The 17,608-nt window shown below is 73.5% G+C and carries 13 protein-coding genes and 1 tRNA gene; 5 read left to right on the plus strand and 9 right to left on the minus strand.

Going from position 1 to position 17,608, the window contains the following annotated elements:
* Nucleotides 1-67: 67 nt before the first annotated feature.
* From LFA75_RS02270 to LFA75_RS02280, 3 genes are read left to right on the plus strand one after another with little or no spacing between them, the layout of a single operon-like run.
* Complete coding sequence (locus LFA75_RS02270; RefSeq protein ID WP_225232147.1) at nucleotides 68-934, plus strand: ABC transporter substrate-binding protein; 867 nt, start codon at nucleotides 68-70, stop codon at nucleotides 932-934.
* Nucleotides 895-1,809 (plus strand): amino acid ABC transporter permease, encoded by a 915-nt coding sequence (locus LFA75_RS02275; protein ID WP_225232148.1) that lies wholly within the window; start codon nucleotides 895-897, stop codon nucleotides 1,807-1,809. The genes LFA75_RS02270 and LFA75_RS02275 overlap by 40 nt, the downstream gene beginning before the upstream one ends.
* A complete protein-coding gene (locus LFA75_RS02280) occupies nucleotides 1,806-2,552 on the plus strand; it encodes an amino acid ABC transporter ATP-binding protein (RefSeq protein WP_225232149.1) in 747 nt (248 codons plus the stop codon). The genes LFA75_RS02275 and LFA75_RS02280 overlap by 4 nt, the downstream gene beginning before the upstream one ends.
* Nucleotides 2,553-2,558: 6 nt before the next feature.
* Here LFA75_RS02280 and LFA75_RS02285 read toward each other — a convergent pair whose 3' ends face one another.
* The 6 genes from LFA75_RS02285 to LFA75_RS02310 form a co-directional block, all read right to left on the minus strand.
* Nucleotides 2,559-3,659 carry a bifunctional RNase H/acid phosphatase gene (locus tag LFA75_RS02285; protein WP_225232150.1) on the minus strand — a complete coding sequence of 367 codons (1,101 nt, stop codon included), beginning with the start codon at nucleotides 3,657-3,659 and terminating at the stop codon, nucleotides 2,559-2,561.
* Nucleotides 3,656-4,396, minus strand: a complete 741-nt coding sequence (locus LFA75_RS02290; protein ID WP_225232151.1) for a zinc ribbon domain-containing protein — start codon at nucleotides 4,394-4,396, stop codon at nucleotides 3,656-3,658. Before LFA75_RS02290 ends, LFA75_RS02285 begins: the two co-directional genes overlap by 4 nt.
* A 9-nt stretch (nucleotides 4,397-4,405) precedes the next feature.
* Nucleotides 4,406-6,046: a monocarboxylate uptake permease MctP gene (gene mctP / locus LFA75_RS02295; RefSeq protein WP_225232152.1), complete on the minus strand. Its 1,641-nt coding sequence runs from the start codon at nucleotides 6,044-6,046 to the stop codon at nucleotides 4,406-4,408.
* A gap of 3 nt (nucleotides 6,047-6,049) precedes the next feature.
* Nucleotides 6,050-6,301: a DUF3311 domain-containing protein gene (locus LFA75_RS02300; protein ID WP_225232153.1), complete on the minus strand. Its 252-nt coding sequence runs from the start codon at nucleotides 6,299-6,301 to the stop codon at nucleotides 6,050-6,052.
* A 32-nt stretch (nucleotides 6,302-6,333) separates the two neighbouring features.
* Nucleotides 6,334-7,605: a Nif3-like dinuclear metal center hexameric protein gene (locus LFA75_RS02305; protein ID WP_225232154.1), complete on the minus strand. Its 1,272-nt coding sequence runs from the start codon at nucleotides 7,603-7,605 to the stop codon at nucleotides 6,334-6,336.
* Between the two features lie 186 nt (nucleotides 7,606-7,791).
* On the minus strand, nucleotides 7,792-11,517 hold the full coding sequence (locus tag LFA75_RS02310; protein ID WP_225232155.1) for an ABC transporter ATP-binding protein: 3,726 nt from the start codon (nucleotides 11,515-11,517) through the stop codon (nucleotides 7,792-7,794).
* Nucleotides 11,518-11,570: 53 nt separating this feature from the next.
* Here LFA75_RS02310 and LFA75_RS02315 point away from each other — a divergent pair, with 53 nt between their 5' ends.
* Nucleotides 11,571-13,508 (plus strand): FUSC family protein, encoded by a 1,938-nt coding sequence (locus LFA75_RS02315; protein ID WP_225232156.1) that lies wholly within the window; start codon nucleotides 11,571-11,573, stop codon nucleotides 13,506-13,508.
* Between the two features lie 4 nt (nucleotides 13,509-13,512).
* Here LFA75_RS02315 and LFA75_RS02320 read toward each other — a convergent pair.
* From LFA75_RS02320 to LFA75_RS02330, 3 genes are all read right to left on the minus strand, one after another.
* Nucleotides 13,513-13,584 (minus strand) — tRNA-Val (locus LFA75_RS02320).
* Nucleotides 13,585-13,619: 35 nt separating this feature from the next.
* Complete coding sequence (locus tag LFA75_RS02325; protein ID WP_225232157.1) at nucleotides 13,620-14,081, minus strand: peroxiredoxin; 462 nt, start codon at nucleotides 14,079-14,081, stop codon at nucleotides 13,620-13,622.
* Between the two features lie 22 nt (nucleotides 14,082-14,103).
* A complete protein-coding gene (locus LFA75_RS02330) occupies nucleotides 14,104-14,529 on the minus strand; it encodes a DUF3052 domain-containing protein (RefSeq protein ID WP_091248960.1) in 426 nt (141 codons plus the stop codon).
* Between the two features lie 212 nt (nucleotides 14,530-14,741).
* Between LFA75_RS02330 and aceE the strand changes: the two genes are divergently transcribed.
* On the plus strand, nucleotides 14,742-17,546 hold the full coding sequence (gene aceE, locus LFA75_RS02335) for a pyruvate dehydrogenase (acetyl-transferring), homodimeric type (RefSeq protein WP_225232158.1): 2,805 nt from the start codon (nucleotides 14,742-14,744) through the stop codon (nucleotides 17,544-17,546).
* Nucleotides 17,547-17,608 lie beyond the last annotated feature (62 nt).

The following is a 17,608-nucleotide window of genomic DNA, read 5'->3' on the forward strand; positions in this document are numbered from 1 at the left end:
CCGCCGGTGCGCAGGTGGGCCTTACGATCTGCAGGTTCCCGTCGGTCAAACTCTCAAGGACCTCTCCGTGCGCCGTCGCCCCCTCGCCCTCGCCGTGCTCGCCACCGCTGCCCTCGCGGTGTCCGCGTGCGCGCCGCAGGAGTCCTCCTCCGACGCCTCCGGGTCCGGCTCGTCCGGTGGGTCGTGCACCCCGGAGGACCTGGGCACCGTCACCGCGGACACCCTGACGATCGCCACCGACGAGCCCGCCTACGAGCCGTGGGTGGTCGACGACGACCCGACCTCGGGCGACGGCTACGAGTCCGCGGTGGCCTACGCGGTCGCCGAGCAGCTCGGCTACTCGCAGGACCAGGTCGAGTGGACCCGGGTGCCGTTCAACACGGCCATCTCCCCGGGTGACAAGGACTTCGACTTCGACATCAACCAGTTCACGATCAACGACGAGCGCCGCCAGGCCGTGGACTTCTCCTCGCCGTACTACACCGCGACGCAGGCCGTGATCACCACCGGCGGCTCGGCCGCCGACGGCGCCACCTCCCTGGAGGACCTGCGCGGGCTGCGGCTGGGTGCCCAGGTGGCCACCACCAGCCTGACCGTGCTGACCGACGTCATCGACCCGACCACCGACCCCCAGGTGTTCAACACCAACGACGACGCCAAGCTCGCGCTGCAGAACGGCCAGGTCGACGCCATCGTCGTGGACCTGCCGACCGCGTTCTACATCACCAGCGCCGAGCTGGACGACGGCGTCATCGTCGGCCAGGTCGCGGACTCCGGTGAGTCCGGCGACCAGTTCGGCCTGCTGCTGGCCAAGGACTCGCCGCTGACCGACTGCGTCAGCCAGGCCGTGGACGCCCTGGACGAGGACGGCACGCTGGCCGACCTGCAGCAGCAGTGGCTCTCCGACGCCGCCGACGCGCCGGTCCTCAACTGACCGCCTCCCTGACCGGCGGCGCCCCGGGTCTCCCGGCGCCGTCGCAGCTCGAGCTGGACCGGCGGGCCTTCCGGACCCGCCGGTCCCGGCGCTCCACCGGCGTCGCCCTGCTGTCCACGCTGGTGTTCGCGGTGGTCGCCTACCTCGTCGTGACCCGCTCGCCGGGCTGGCCCCGGGTGCAGACGACGTTCTTCTCGCTGTCGGCCGCCCGCGACGCCTTCCCCGACATCCTGCGCGGGCTCTGGCTCAACGTGCAGGTGCTGGTCATCGGCGGGCTGCTCGTGCTCGTGCTGGGCCTGGGCATCGCGGTGCTGCGCACCCTGCGCGGCCCGGCCTTCGCACCGCTGCGGCTGCTGGCCACCGGGTACGTCGACCTGTTCCGCGGCATGCCGCTGATCATCACGCTGTACCTGGTCGGGTTCGGCCTGCCCGCGCTGCGGCTGCAGGGCGTGCCGAACTCGCCGTTCGTGCTGGGCACCCTGGCGATCGTGCTGACCTACTCGGCCTACGTCGCCGAGGTGTTCCGCGCGGGCATCGAGTCGGTGCACCCCAGCCAGCGGGCCGCCGCCCGGTCCCTCGGGCTCACCCACCGGCAGACCACCCGGATCGTCGTGCTGCCCCAGGCGGTCCGGAACGTGACGCCGGCGCTGCTCAACGACTTCGTGGCGCTGCAGAAGGACGTCGGGCTGATCTCGGTGCTCGGCGCGGTCGACGCCGTCCGGGCCGCGCAGATCCAGGTCGGCCAGACCTTCAACTTCACCCCGTACGTGGTGGCCGGGCTGCTGTTCGTGCTGCTCGCCGTCCCCTCGGCCCGGATCGCCGACGGCGTCGCCGCCCGCGCCCGCCGCCGCCAGCAGACCGGGAGCGTGCTGTGAGCGCCGTCCTCGACGTGCGGGGCGTGGTGAAGTCCTTCGGCGAGAACGTGGTGCTGCGCGGGGTGGACCTCTCCGTGGACGAGCACCAGGTCGTGGCCCTGATCGGCGGGTCCGGGTCGGGCAAGTCGACCCTGCTGCGCTGCGCCTCGCTGCTGGAGACCGTGGACGACGGCCAGGTGCTCCTGGACGGCGAGGACGTCACCGACCCCCGGGTGGACGCCGACGCCGTCCGTCGCCGGCTCGGGGTGGTCTTCCAGACCTACAACCTCTTCCCGCACATGACCGTGCTGGACAACGTCGTGCTGGCGCCCACCCGGGTGCACGGCCGGTCGCGGTCCGACGCCCGGGACGAGGCGCTGGCGCTGCTGGAGCGGATCGGGCTGGCCGACAAGGCCGGCGAGTACCCCGACCGGCTGTCGGGCGGTCAGCAGCAGCGGGTGGCCATCGTCCGGGCACTGGCGGTGCACCCCCGGGGGCTCCTGCTGGACGAGATCACCTCGGCGCTGGACCCCGAGCTGGTCGGCGAGGTGCTGCGGGTGGTCCGCGAGGGCGCGGCGCAGGGCATGACCATCGTGATGGCCACCCACGAGATGGGTTTCGCCAAGCAGGTCGCGGACACCGTGTGCTTCCTGGACCAGGGCGTCGTCCTGGAGTCCGGGCCGCCGGAGCAGGTGCTGGGCGACCCGGTCGAGGCCCGCACCCGGCAGTTCCTGTCCCGGATCATCGACGCCGGACGGTTGTAGGGCCTCTCAGGCCCGCAGGTGGCCGGTGTCGTTGACCAGCCGCACCGACGATGACCCGTCGCTGCCCCAGCTGACCGTAGACAGCGACGCCGCCTCCAGGAACACCTTGTAGACGACCTCGTCGCCGACGCCGAGCCCGGCGGCGAGCATCAGCTTGATCGGCGTCACGTGGGTGACCAGCAGGACGGTCTTCCCGGCGTGCCGGTCGAGGATGCGGGTACGGGCGGCCGCGACGCGGGTGGAGACGTCGACGATCGACTCCCCGCCCGGCGGCCGGACGTCGGGGGCGGTGCGCCAGCGCCGGAAGGCCAGCGGGTTGGCCGCCAGCGCCTCGGCCGCGGTGAGGCCCTCCCACCCGCCGAAGTCCAGCTCGCGCAGGTCCCGGTCGACCTCGATGTCCTGGTCGAGCACCTCGGCCACGGCCCCGGCGGTCTGCCGGCAGCGCTTGAGCGGGGAGGACACGATCACGTCGATCCCCAGCCCCGCGACGGCCTGCGCGGCCGCCGCGGCGTCGGCCCGGCCCAGGTCGGACAGGTCCAGGTCGCTGCTCCCGGAGAACCGGCGCTCCGGGGTGTGCGCCGTCCGGCCGTGCCGGAGCAGGTGGGTCGTGGTGGTGACGACCGGCGCGGGCGGCTCTGTCGGGGCGTCCGGCTGGGGCTCCACCTCGACGGGCGCGACCCCCAGGTCGCGGTGCACCGGCTTGCCGTCCATGGCGGAGTTGGCCAGGGCGTCGGCGGCGGAGTTCTGCGCGCGGGGGATCCAGGTGTAGCGGACCGAGCCGATCAGGCGGGCGAGGTCGCGGGCCTGGACGGCGAGCTTCTTCATGTCCGGGTGCTTGATCTGCCAGCGGCCCGACATCTGCTCGACGACCAGCTTGGAGTCCATCCGCACCTCGACCGACGCGGTCGGGTCGATGGTGAGCACGGCCTGCAGTCCGGCGACCAGCCCGCCGTACTCGGCGACGTTGTTGGTGGCCCGGCCGACCGACTCGGCCCGCTCGGCCAGCAGGGCGCCGGTGTCGGCGTCGCGGACCAGGGCGCCGTAGCCGGCCGGACCCGGGTTGCCCCGGGACCCGCCGTCGGCCTCCACGACGAGGCGGCGGCTCACAGCCCGGACTCGGCGGTGCGGACCAGGATCCGGTTGCAGTTCTCGCAGCGCAGCACCGTGTGCGGGTCGGCGTTGCGGGCGGCGGCAAGCTCGGTGCCGTAGAGCTCGATCCGGCAGCCCTCGCAGCGGCGGGCGTGCAACGCGGCCGCGCCGGTGCTGCCGGTCTGCGTGGCGACCCGGTCGTACAGCGCCAGCAGCGGGGCGCTGATCGTGCCGGCGATCTCGGCCCGCTTCGCGGTGTGGGTCTGCTCGCCCTCGGCGATCTCGGCCAGCGCGACGTCGCGGCCCTCCTCGGCCCGCGCCTGGTCGGCCTTCGCCCCGTCCAGCCCGGCCTGCGCCGTCGCCAGGGTCGCGTCGGCGGTCTCCCGGCGCTCCATCAGCTCGAGCACCTGGTCCTCCAGGTCGCCCTGGCGGCGGGCCAGGGAGGCCATCTCCTGCTGCAGGCTGGTCATCTCCTTGGGCGTCGCCGCTCCTGAGTCCAGCCGCTGCTGGTCCTTGTCCGACCGGGCACGGACGGCGTCCACGTCGGTCTCCAGCCGCTTCTGCTCCCGGTCCAGGTCGCGGACCACGGTCTCGGCCCGGACGACGTCGGCGGTGAACTCCCGCTGGGCGTCCTCCGCGGCGGTGACCGCGGCGTTCTCGGGGAGGGTGCGCCGGCGGTGGGCGAGCTGCGCGAGCGCGACGTCCTCCGCGGCCAGGGTCAGCAGCTTCTGCTGGTCGAAATGGTCTGCCTGCACGCCGTCAACCTACCCGCGCCCGGAGCCCTCCCCCGCCGTCGTCGGCGTCTCGCCGAGCGGATCGGGCAGGTCGCGCACCGACGGGTCCTCGCGCTCGGCCGTGTAGTCGGTGTCCGCGGTGCCGTCCACGCCGTCGTCCACCTTCATCGCGCGCAGCACGAACGTCACCAGGACGACGACGAGCAGGTTGGCCGCCACGGCCAGGAAGCCGGCGTAGACGGTGGTCGTGGTGTCGAAGCCGAGCTTGCTCAGGGAGAACGCCGACCCGGCGAAGTGCTCCTTGACCACCGTGCCGTCGGGCCCCACCCGCTGGACGCTGTAGAGCATCAGGAAGCCGGCGACCATGCCGACCACCCAGCCGGCCACCAGCGCGCCGCGGTGGAACCACCGGGTGTAGAGCCCGATCCCGACCGAGGGCAGCGTCTGCAGGATGATCACGCCGCCGATGAGCTGCAGGTCGATGGAGAACTGCGGGTCGATGAAGATGATCGCGGCGACCGCGCCCAGCTTGACCACCAGCGAGGCCAGCTTGGCGACCTTGGCCTCCTGGGTCGGGGTGGCGTCCTTCTTCAGGTACTCCTTGTAGATGTTGCGGGTGAACAGGTTCGCCGCCGCGATGCTCATGATCGCCGCGGGCACCAGGGCGCCGATGCCCACCGCGGCGAACGCCACCCCGGCGAACCAGCTCGGGAACATCTGCTGGAACAGGGCCGGGACGATGGTGTTGTTGTCGGCCCCGATCGGCTCGGTGCCGGCGGCGATGGCCATGAAGCCCAGCAGCGCGATGAAGCCCAGCGCCAGGCTGTAGATCGGCAGCAGGGACATGTTCTTCTGCAGCGTGCCGCGGCTCTTGGCGGCCAGCACCCCGGTGATCGAGTGCGGGTAGAGGAACAGCGCCAGCGCCGACCCCAGCGCCAGGGTCGCGTACTGCACCTGGCCGGTGCCCGGCAGCAGCAGGCCGCCGGTGCCCGACAGGCTGAACTTCTCCTCCGCGGCGCCGAAGACGACGTCCCAGCCCCCGAGCTTGGTGGGGATGACGATGACCGCGACGATGATCGTCAGGTAGATCAGGATGTCCTTGACGAACGCGATCAGCGCCGGGGCCCGCAGGCCCGAGCTGTAGGTGTAGACCGCCAGGATCACGAAGGCCACGATGATCGGCAGCTCACCGGTGACGCCCATCGTCTTCAGCACGGCCTCGATGCCGACCAGCTGCAGCGCGATGTAGGGCATCGTCGCGACGATCCCGGTGATGGCCACCAGCAGCGCCATGGTCGGGCTGTCGAACCGGGACCGGACGAAGTCCGCCGGCGTCACGAAGCCGCGGACGTGGCTCACCGACCACAGCCGGATGACCACCAGGAAGATCAGCGGGTAGACCACGACGGTGTAGGGCACCGCGAAGAACCCGGCCGCGCCGGCCCCGAACACCAGCGCCGGGACGGCGACGAACGTGTAGGCGGTGTAGATGTCCCCGCCGATGAGGAACCAGGTGATCCAGGTGCCGAAGCTGCGCCCGCCCAGGCCCCACTCGTCCAGGTGCATGAGGTTCTCCGCCCGCCGCCAGCGGGCGGCGCCGAACCCCAGCGCGGTGACGACGACGAAGAACGCGATGAAGACCGCCAGCTCGACGGTGTTGATGCCCTCCACGCCTCAGCCCCGCTTCCCGCGCTGGTGGGCGCGGTGGACCAGGGAGGTGGTGACCACGCCGACGACGACGAAGGCCAGCTGGACCCAGTAGAAGAACGGCCAGCCGAAGAGCTCGGGCTCCGCGCGGTTGAACACCGGGACCAGCAGCGGCAGCACGATCGGCAGCAGCAGCAACCAGTTCCACGGGTTCTTGTCGCTGCGCCGGGGGGCCAGGTCGGCCGCCCTCCGGCTCGTGGTCGGTGGCTGGTCGGTCACGGTGCTCCCCCTCCGGCTGACCCGGAGGCGGGTCAGCCCTGCGTCGTCTCCGTCCGCTCCCCTGCTGCGCGGACGCTGCGTGCGGCCCCCGGGTCGGCGATGTCCTCCACGCGCTGGGGCACGTGCATCGTCCACGGATCGGTGCTCAACCGCGAGACCGCGACGCCCACCCGCGCACGGAGGTCACGGTGCAGGACGTCGGCGGCCACCGACAGCCAGGGCCACTCGCTGGCGAAGTGTGCCACGTCACAGATGGCCGGTCCCGGCACCTCCCCGGCCTCCACGGCCGGGTGGTGCTTCACGTCGCTGGTGAGCAGGACGTCGGCGCCGGCCTCGGCTGCCCGGTCGTACAGCGAGCTGCCGCTGCCGCCGCACACGGCGACGGTGCGGACCATGCGGTCGGGGTCACCGGCCACCCGGACACCGCCGGCGGTGGCCGGCAGCACGGCGGCCGCCCGCTCGGCGAACTCGCGCAGCGTGATCGGGTGGGTGAGCTCGCCCAGCCGGCCGAGCCCGGCCCGGCTGGGGGTCGAGGAGTTCTCGAACACGGCGTAGCCGGGGTCCTCGTAGGGGTGCCACTCGTGCAGGGCGCGCAGCACCTCGGCCTGGGCCGCGCGCGGCACGACCATCTCCAACCGGGTCTCGGGCACCCGCTCGAGGCGGCCGTTCGACCCGATCGACGGGTTGGCCTCGTCGCCGGGGATGAACGTGCCGGTGCCGACGGTCTGCCAGGCGCAGCGGGTGTAGTCCCCGATCACCCCGGCCCCGGCCGCGCTGAGCGCGTCCACGAGCCGGTCGCTGTCCTCGACCGGGGAGAAGACCACCAGCGTGTTGGTCTGGGGTGCGCCGACGGACTCCAGCGGCACGGTGTTGCCCACGCCGAGCGCGGCGGCCAGGGCGTCGTTGACACCGTGGTCGGCGGCCCGGTCGGCGTTGGTGTGCGCCACGAACAGGCCGATGCCGGCGCGGATCAGCCGGTGGACCACCCGGCCCTTGGGGTCGTCGGCGGGCACTCCGTGCACCGGGGTGAGCAGCAGCGGGTGGTGGGTGACCACGAGGTCCACGCCGCGCTCGATGGCCTCGTCGACCACCGCGTCGGTGGGGTCGACGGCGAACAGCACGGAGTGCACGGCCTCGGTGGGGTCCCCGCACACCAGGCCGACGGCGTCCCAGTCCTCGGCGAGCGCCGGGTCGTACCGGGCCTCGAGGGCCGCGATGACCTCCGCCAGCGGCGCGCCGGGCAGGGGGAGGGCATGCACGTTCCCCTGCTGCTCGGGGAAGCCTTCGTCCATCGGTAGAGCCACGATTTCGGACTGTAGGTGGGGTCGCTCCAGTCCGCCTGCCCAGCCGGCAGCACCTCCCCCCTCGGTCCTGGGGAGGTGCTCAGCGGGCTCATGGGCAGCGGTGGTCATCGCCCGGTGTTCGTGGGCAGTGCACCTCCTGGACGGGTCTGCGCGGTCGCGACCGGCGTGGCGGACCTCACGGTCGGCTCAGTCCACCAGCGCATCGGCGGCGTAGGCCGCCCAGAGCACCGCGTAGGGGCCCTCGACCCCGATCAGCTCGTCGTGCGGACCGGCCTGCACCACGCGGCCGTGGTCGAGCACCACCACCCGGTCCGCCCGGGCGGCGGTGGTCAGCCGGTGGGCCACCACGACGGTGGTCCGCCGCCCGGCGACGGCGTCGGCCGCCCGGTTGACCGCGGCCTCCGACGCCAGGTCCAGGGACGCGGTCGCCTCGTCGAGCAGCAGCACGTCGGGGTCCACCAGCTCGGCCCGGGCGAGGGCCAGCAGCTGGCGCTGGCCGGCCGACAGCGACCGGCCGCGCTCGCCCACCCGGGTGCGGTAGCCCTCGGGCAGCGCCGCGACCATCTCGTGCGCGCCCACGGCCCGGGCCGCGCGCTCGACCTCGAGGTCGGAGGCACCGGGTCGGCCGTAGGCGATCGCGTCGCGCACCGTGCCGTCGAACAGGTGCGCCTCCTGCGGCACGACCCCGAGCCGCGCCCGGTAGGCGGCCAGGTCCAGCCCCCGCAGGTCGTGGCCGTCGACGCGCACCGCGCCACCGGTCGGGTCGTAGAACCGGGCGATCAGCTTCACCACCGTGGACTTGCCGGCGCCGGTCTCCCCCACCAGCGCCACGGTCTCGCCGGGGGCGATGCGCAGGTCGACCTCGCGCAGCGCCGGCGTGGACGCGCCGCGGTAGGCGAACGTGACACCGTCGAGCACCACCTCCCCGCGCAGCTGGCCGACCGGCTGCGGGTCGGTCGCCGGCGGCGTCGAGGTCGGGGTCTGCAGCAGGTCGCGCAGCCGGCGCAGGCCCACCGCGGCCTGCTGGTAGCTGTCGAAGACCTGGGACAGGGACTGGACCGGGGAGAAGAACGTGCCCACGTAGAGCAGGAAGGCGACCAGCACGCCGGCGGTGATCGTGCCGGTGGTCAGCCGGGCGGCACCGACCACCAGCACGGCCGCGACGGCGAGCTCGGAGAGGAACTCGACGAACGGGAAGTAGGTGGCGATGTAGCGCTGGGCCCGCAGCCGGACGTCCCGGTAGGCGGTGGCCTTCTCCCGGAAGACCTCCAGCGAGCGCTCGGTGCGGACGGCGGCCTGGGTGACCCGCACGCCGGCGACGTCCTCCTGCAGCCGGGCGTTGACCGCGCTGACCCGCTCCCGGGCCTCGGTGTAGGCCGGCACCGAGCGCCGCCGGAACCACCAGGTGGCCACGGCCAGAACCGGCAGGAAGGCCACCATCACCAGCGCGAGCTCGACGTCGAGCAGGGTCAGCGCGACCAGCACGCCGACCAGGGTGAGCAGGCTGACCACGGCCGTGGTGAGCCCGGTCTGCAGGAACGCCGACAACGCGTCGACGTCGGTGGTCATCCGGGTCATGATCCGGCCGCCGAGCTCGCGCTCGTAGTAGTCCAGCCCCAGCCGCTGCAGCTGGGCGAAGGTCTTGACCCGCAGCGTGTAGAGCAGCCGCTCGCCGGTGCTCCCGGTCAGCCGGGTGGACCCGATGGTGACCGCCCAGTCGACGAGGACCACCAGCAGCGCCAGCCCGCTGATCGCCATCAGCACCGCGGTGGACCCGGCCGACACCCCGCGGTCGATGCCGCTGCGGACCAGCGCGGGCACCGCGATCTGGGCGGCCGCGTCGGCCGCGGTGAGCAGCAGGGCCAGCGCCAGCACCCAGCGGAAGGGGCGCAGCAGCCCGGCCAGGGTGAACCCGGGGTCGGCGGCCCGGGCGCGCTCCTCGGGCACCCGCGGGTCGTCGTCCGACGGCGGCAGGGCAGCGACCAACGCCCGCAGCTTGGGCGTGGGCGCCGCGTCGGCGGTGGCGGACCCGCGGCCGCCGATCGCGGTGGACACCCCGCGCAGCGGCTGGTCCTCGGTCTCGGCGGTGGCCACGACCGGCCACGCGGCCGGGTCGGTCCGCTGCCCCGACCAGGTCTCCTCCGCGGGCACCGGCAGGCCGTCGGCGGCGGGCTCGGTGATGCCAGAGACCAGCAGCCGGAACTCCGCGCTGCGCTCGGTGAGCTCGTCCACGGTGCCCACGTCGACCACCCGGCCGGCGTGCAGCACGGCCACCCGGTCGGCCAGGGCGAGGGTGGAGGCCCGGTGGGCGACCAGCAGCGTGGTGCGGTCGGCCCGGCCGTCCTCGCGCAGGCCCTGCTGGATGCGGGCCTCGACGGTGGCGTCGACGGCCGAGGTGGCGTCGTCGAGCACCAGCACGCGGGGGTCGGTGAGCAGCGCCCGGGCCAGGGCGACCCGCTGGCGCTGGCCACCGGACAGGGTCAGGCCCTGCTCGCCGACCACGGTGCCGTAGCCCTCGGGCAGGTCGGCGATGAAGCCGTCGGCCTGCGCGGTGCGCGCGGCGGCCGCGACCTCGGCGTCGGTGGCGTCGGGCCGGCCGAAGGCGATGTTCGCCCGCACGGTGTCGGAGAACAGGAAGCTGTCCTCGAAAACCACGCCCAGCGCGCCGCGCAGCTGGTCGGTGTCCAGCTCCCGGACGTCGGTGCCGCCGATCCGGACGGCGCCGGACCCCACGTCGTAGAACCGGGGCAGCAGGCCGACCACCGCGGACTTGCCCGAGCCCGCGGTGCCCACCAGCGCCAGGGTCTCCCCCGGCGCGACGGACAGCGAGACGCCCTGCAGCGCCGGGGCCCCGCCGGCGAAGGCGAAGGTGACGTCGTCCAGCTCGACGGACAGCGGGCCGGCGGGCACCGGCGTGCTGCCCGACCGGAGCACCGGCTCGGTGTCGACGATCTCCAGCACCCGCTCGACGCCGGCGCGGGCCTGCTGCCCGATGACCAGCACCGCGGCGAGCTGGCGGACCGGGGAGACCAGGGCGGCCAGGTAGGTGGCGAAGGCCAGGAAGGTGCCCAGCGTGATGCTGCCCTGCAGGGCCAGCCAGCCACCGAGGGCGAGCACACCGACCTGGCCCAGCGCCGGCACCGCCTGCAGGGCCGGGTTGTACCGGGCGGTGAAGGCGACCACCCGCATCCGGGCACCGAACAGCCGGCGGGCGCCGGCGTCGAGGCGGTCGAGCTCGCGGCCCTCCTGGCCGAAGCCCTTCACCACCCGGACCCCGGTGACGGCGGCCTCCACGTCGCCGACCACCGCACCGGCCTGCTGCTGGGCGGCCCAGTTGGCCGGGAACAGGTCGCGGCGGGAGCGCAGCGCCAGCCACCACAGCGCCGGGCCCACGGCCAGCGCGACCACGGTGAGCACCGGGGACAGCCAGGCCATCACGGCCAGGGAGACGACGAACAGCAGGGCGTTGCCGGCCAGGTTGGGCAGGAAGGCCAGCAGGCCTTGCACCAGGGTGATGTCGGAGATCGACCGGCTGACCACCTGGCCGGTCTGCAGCCGGTCCTGGGCCGGGCCGTCCAGGCGGGACAGCGCCCCCGCGACGTCGTTGCGCAGGTCGTACTGGACGTCCAGGCTCAGCCGGCCGGCCAGGTAGCGCCGCACGAACCCGGCGCCGAACCGGACGACGCCGGCCACCACCAGCAGCCAGACGTAGGGCGCCACCGAGCTCGTGCCCCCGGCGACGACGTCGTCGACGACGGCGCGCACGACCAGCGGGACGCCGGCGGCGATCACCGAGCCGATCAGCGCCGCGGCGAACGCACCGACCAGGTCGGCGCGGTGGCGCAGGCAGTAGCCGACCAGGCGGCGCAACCACCCGCCGCGGTCGGGATCGGGGGTGGAGGGGCGCGGCACGCCCCCCAGTCTGCGCCGGGGGTCCGACAGCCCGGGGTGGGAAGCTCCTGCACGTGGCGGACAGGGGGTTGCGGGCACCGGCCTGGCTGGAGGAGCTGGTCCGCACCGGTCGCCCCGCCGTCCCCTGGGCCGACGTCGTCCGGTTCGCCGTCGCGATCTCCGGTCCGCTGGTGCTGGTGGCCCTGCTGGGCCGCCTCGACGACCCCGCCGGGCTGGGTGCCGGCGTGTTCGGCACCACCGGCGCCCTGGCGGTCACCCTGGCGCCGCAGGGCGGGCCGCTGCGCACCCGGATGCGCCGGGTGGTGGCCGCCGGCGGGTTCGGCGCGCTGGGCCTGGTGGCCGGCGAGGCCGCGTCGGGCGAGGGCTGGGGGCCGGTCCTGGTGATCGGCCTGCTGTCCGCGGTGGCCGCGCTGGTCAGCTCGATCGACGCCGCGCTGTCCCTCGGCGCCCTGCAGCTGCTGGTCTACACCGCCCTGTCGTCCGGGCTGCAGACCACGCTCCCGCTGCCGGCCGAGATCGGCTTCTTCGTCGCCGGCGGCCTGTGGGCCACCGTGCCCGTGCTGCTGCAGGCCCGCACCGAGGCCGCCGACCCGGACCGCACGTCGGTCGGTGCCGTGTTCACCGCGATCGGCGACCTGCTGGCCGCCGTCGGCACCCCGCGCACGGAGGACGCCCGCCGCGCGCTGACCCTGGCGCTGAACACCGGCTACGACCGGGTCATCCACAGCCGCAGCACCTCGGCCGGGCGCAGCGCCGAGCTGGCAGAGCTCGCCGGGCTGCTCAACGCCGCGGCGCCGCTGGTGGAGGGTGCCGTGGCCACCGCCCGGGCCGGGGTCACCGCCGACCCGGTCGACGTCACCGCCGCGCACGCCCTGGGCGCCGCGGTGGTCGGCCGTCGTCCCCTGGTGGGCGACCGGCCGCCCGCGCTGGAGGACGGTCCGACGACCCGCCGCGCGGTGCGGCACGGCGTCCGGCTGGTCTGGAACGTGGTCGGCGACCCGGAGGAACGGGCCTCGGCGGCGGTCGTGCGCGAGACGCTGCCGTGGCGGTTGCGGGTGCGGGACCTGGTCGACCGGACGACGGGCAACGCCGACTCCCGCGCCTTCGTCGTCCGGCTGACGCTGTGCATGGTGGTCGCGGAGGTCGCCCGGCAGCGGCTGCCCATCGAGCGGCCGTACTGGGTGCTGCTGACCGTGGCCGTGGTGCTCAAGCCCGACTTCGGGTCGGTGTTCTCCCGGGCGGTGCAGCGCGGTGCCGGCACCCTGCTCGGGGTGCTGCTGGGCTCGGCGTTGCTGGCCGTGCTGCCCCGCGGGGCGCTGGTGGTGCTCGCGCTGGCGCTGTTCGCCGCCGTGCTGCCCTGGGCGCGCAACGCGAACTTCGGGCTGTTCTCGGTGTTCCAGACCCCGCTGGTGATCATGCTGCTCGACCTGGCCGCGCCCACCCCGTCGGACCTGGTGGGGCCGCGGCTGGTGGACACCCTGATCGGCTGCGCGATCGTGCTGGTGTTCGGCTACCTGCTGTGGCCGCAGACCTGGCGGGCGCCGCTGGACGACGCGCTGCACGGGGCCTCGGTGGCCCTGGACCGGTTCGTGGACGCCGCGTTCACCGGGACGCCGGAGGAGACCCGCCGGGCGCGCCGGGGCAGCTACCGGGCACTCACCGAGCTGCAGACCCAGCTGCAGCGCCGGCTGGCCGAGCCGCCGCCGATCAGCACCCGGGCGGCGGCCTGGTACCCGGTGATCGTGCAGCTGGAGCGGACGTCGGACGCGGTCACCGAGGCGGTGATCGCCATGCGGGCCGGCGCGGAGATCCCGCTGCGCGGCCAGGTGCACGTGCTGCGCCGGGCCATCCGCGAGCTGGACGACGACCTGCGGCTGGACCGCTTCCCCGACGACACCGAGATCCACGCCGAGGGCGTGCTGGCGCCGGTGGCCCGCGAGGTGGACGCCGCCCGGCGGCTGGTCCGCGCGCAGGCACCGGGTCGGAGCTGACCGGTGGGCGCGACAGGGATCGAACCTGCGACCGCTCGCTTGTAAGGCGAGAGCTCTACCGCTGAGCTACGCGCCCGGGAGCCGCCCCACCGTAGTGGGGCGGGTCCGGGATCAGGCGGCCAGCGCGGCGACGGCGTCCTTCCAGCCGGTCTGCGCCCGGGCGTCGCCGGGGCCGTTGACCTCGGCGAAGGCGATCTTCCCCTCGGCGTCGACCAGGAAGGTGCCCCGGTTGGCCATGCCGGCGACGTCGAAGAACGCGTCGTAGGCCTTGGCCACCTCGCCGTGCGGCCAGAAGTCGCTGAGCAGCGGGAACTCGAAGCCCTGCTGGTCCTTCCACGCCTTCAGCGTCGGCGCCGGGTCGCAGGACACGGCGACGACCTTCACGCCGGCGTCGGTGTAGGTGGCCAGCTCGTCGCGCAGCTGGCACAGCTCACCGGTGCAGATGCCGGAGAAGGCGAACGGGTAGAAGACCACGAGCACCGGCGTCCCCCGCTGCTCGGACAGCGTGAAGGGCTGGCGGTCGGAGTCGTTCAGCGTGAAGTCGGGGGCGGTGTCGCCGACGGAGAGGCTCATGCCCGCGATCGTGCCGTACCCCTCAGCGCTTGGAGCGGGCGGCCTTCGGGGTGACCAGGCGGATCCCGGCCCACTCCTTGGCCGCGGAGATGCTGCTGGTCTGCTGCAGGCCCGCGGTCGGCGCGGCCTCGGTGACCTCGCCGGGCTCGACGTGGCCCGGGCGCCCGGACTTCGGCGTCAGCAGCCAGACGACCCCGTCGTCGGCCAGTGCGGCGAGGGAGTCGACGAGGGCGTCGATCAGGTCGCCGTCCTCCTCGCGCCACCACAGCAGGACGACATCGGCGACCTCGTCGGAGTCCTCGTCGACCATCTCGCCGCCGGAGAGCTCGACGACGGAGTCGCGGAGGTCCTCGTCGGCGTCCTCGTCCCAGCCGAGCTCCTGCACGACCATGCCCGGCTTGATCCCCAGCCGGGCCGCCATGCTGGCGCTGCCCGAGTCGACGCTCATCCCCGCTCGTCCTCCATGTGCTCGACGTACCCGGTGCCGGTGGCCGCCGTGGTGCGGCGCACCCGGGTCGGTGCGTCAGTGTGTCCGACGCACGCCCGGAGCGGTAGCCGACGGGTCCGATCCGTGCCCGGAACGTGTCCCGACCGGCGAACTCCACGACCAGAACGTGAGGCGGCGTGACGTCGGCGGGGGCGGCAGGAGACGATGTCCCCATGAGCGCCACGCAGCAGTCGGACGGAGACCCCGCCCGAGAGTCCGGCACCCCCCGCGCGGTCATCACCGACGGCCTGCCGAGCCAGTTGATCGACAACGACCCCGACGAGACCGGTGAGTGGCTGGAGTCCTTCGACGCCGTCGTCGACCACGCCGGCAAGGGCCGCGCCCGCTACCTCATGCTCCGCATGCTGGAGCGCAGCCGCGAGCAGCAGGTCGGCGTCCCCGCCCTGCGCAGCACCGACTACATCAACACCATCGCCCCCGAGCGGGAGCCGTGGTTCCCCGGCGACGAGCACGTGGAGCGGCGCATCCGCGCCTACATCCGCTGGAACGCCGCGATCATGGTGCACCGCGCGCAGCGGCCCGGCGTCGGCGTCGGCGGCCACATCTCGTCCTACGCCTCCTCGGCGTCGCTGTACGAGGTGGGCTTCAACCACTTCTTCCGCGGCAAGGACCACCCCGGCGGCGGCGACCAGATCTGGTTCCAGGGCCACGCCTCCCCCGGCATCTACGCCCGCGCCTTCCTCGAGGGCCGGCTGACCGAGCACCAGATGGACGGGTTCCGCCAGGAGGTCAGCCACCCCGGCGGCGGGCTGTCCTCCTACCCGCACCCCCGGCTGATGTCGGACTTCTGGGAGTTCCCGACCGTGTCGATGGGCCTGGGCCCGATCAACGCGATCTACCAGGCCCGGTTCAACCGCTACCTGCACGACCGCGGCATCAAGGACACCTCCGACCAGCACGTCTGGGCCTTCCTCGGCGACGGCGAGATGGACGAGCCCGAGTCGCTCGGCGCGATCGGCCTGGCCGCCCGCGAGGAGCTGGACAACCTCACCTTCGTCGTCAACTGCAACCTGCAGCGCCTCGACGGCCCGGTGCGCGGCAACGGCAAGGTCATCCAGGAGCTGGAGAGCTTCTTCCGCGGCGCCGGCTGGAACGTCATCAAGGTCGTCTGGGGCCGCGGCTGGGACAAGCTGCTGGCCGCCGACCGCGACGGCGCGCTGGTCAACCTGATGAACACCACGCCGGACGGCGACTACCAGACCTACAAGGCCGAGGACGGCGCCTACGTCCGCGAGCACTTCTTCGGCCGTGACCCGCGCACCCGCAAGCTGGTCGAGGGCATGACCGACGACGAGGTCTGGGCGCTGCAGCGCGGTGGCCACGACTACCGGAAGGTCTACGCCGCCTACAAGGCCGCGATGGACCACAAGGGCCAGCCGACGGTCATCCTGGCCAAGACCATCAAGGGCTGGACGCTGGGCAGCCACTTCGAGGGCCGCAACTCCACGCACCAGATGAAGAAGCTGACCGCCGAGGACCTCGCCACCTTCCGCGACCGGCTCTACCTGGACATCCCGGACTCCGCGCTGGAGGACAAGTACCTCCCGCCGTACTACAAGCCGGACCCGGACTCCGACGAGATGAAGTACATGCTGGAGCGGCGCCAGGCCCTCGGCGGTGCGGTGCCCCGGCGGCACGTGGCGGCCAAGCCGCTCAAGGCGCCGGAGGAGAAGGCGTTCGACGTGCTCAAGCGCGGCTCGGGCAAGCAGGAGGTCGCCACCACCATGGCGTTCGTCCGGCTGCTCAAGGAGTTCCTCAAGGACAAGGAGCTCGGCCCGCGCTTCGTGCCGGTCATCCCCGACGAGGCCCGCACCTTCGGCATGGACTCGCTGTTCCCGACGTCGAAGATCTACTCCCCGCACGGCCAGACCTACACCGCGGTCGACCGCGAGCTGATGCTGGCCTACAAGGAGTCGACGACCGGCACGATCCTGCACGAGGGGATCAACGAGGCCGGCTCCACCGCGTCGTTCACCGCGGTCGGGACGTCGTACTCCACGCACGGCGAGCCGATGATCCCGATCTACATCTTCTACTCGATGTTCGGGTTCCAGCGGACCGGTGACGCCTTCTGGGCCGCCGCCGACCAGATGACCCGCGGGTTCGCCCTGGGCGCCACCGCCGGTCGGACGACGCTCAACGGCGAGGGCCTGCAGCACGAGGACGGGCACTCCCTCCTGCTGGCCGCCACCAACCCGGCCGTGGTGTCCTACGACCCCGCGTTCAGCTACGAGCTGGGGCACATCGTCAAGGACGCCCTGGCCCGGATGTACGGCGAGGACCCGGGTGCGCCGCTGGGCGGCTCGCGCAGCGCCGACGTCTTCTACTACCTGACGATCTACAACGAGGCCTACCAGCAGCCGGCCGAGCCCGAGGACCTGGACGTGCAGGGTCTGCTGGCCGGCATCTACCGGCTCAACCAGGGCCCGTGGATCGACGACGCCAAGAAGGCGCAGATCCTCGCGTCGGGCGTCGGCGTGCCGTGGGCGATGCGGGCGCAGGAGCTGCTGGCCGCCGACTGGGGCGTCTCGGCCGACATCTGGTCGGTGACCTCCTGGACCGAGCTGCGCCGCGAGGCGGTCCAGGCCGACGAGTGGAACCTGGACAACCCGGCCGAGGAGCCGCGGGTGCCCTACGTGACCCGCGCGCTCTCCGACGCCCCCGGCCCGCTGGTCGCGGTGTCGGACTGGATGCGGGCGGTGCCGGACCTGCTGGCCCCGTACGTGCCGGGTCTGGTGTCGCTGGGCACCGACGGGTTCGGCCTGTCCGACACCCGTCCGGCGCTGCGCCGGCACTTCCGGGTGGACGCCGAGTCGATCGTCGTCCGGGTGCTGGGCGAGCTGGCCAAGCGGGGCGAGATCGAGCGCTCCGTCGTCGCCCAGGCGGTGGAGAAGTACCAGATCACCGACCCGTCGAAGGCGCCGGTCGACCTGACCCAGGACACCCCCGCCACCTAGCCCCTGGGCTTGGATCAGCTGGGTTCAGCAGAGTTCGTCCTGGCTCACCGACGCCGGTGAGC

This window comes from Klenkia terrae (genome assembly GCF_900491935.1).
Taxonomy (GTDB): domain Bacteria; phylum Actinomycetota; class Actinomycetes; order Mycobacteriales; family Geodermatophilaceae; genus Klenkia; species Klenkia terrae.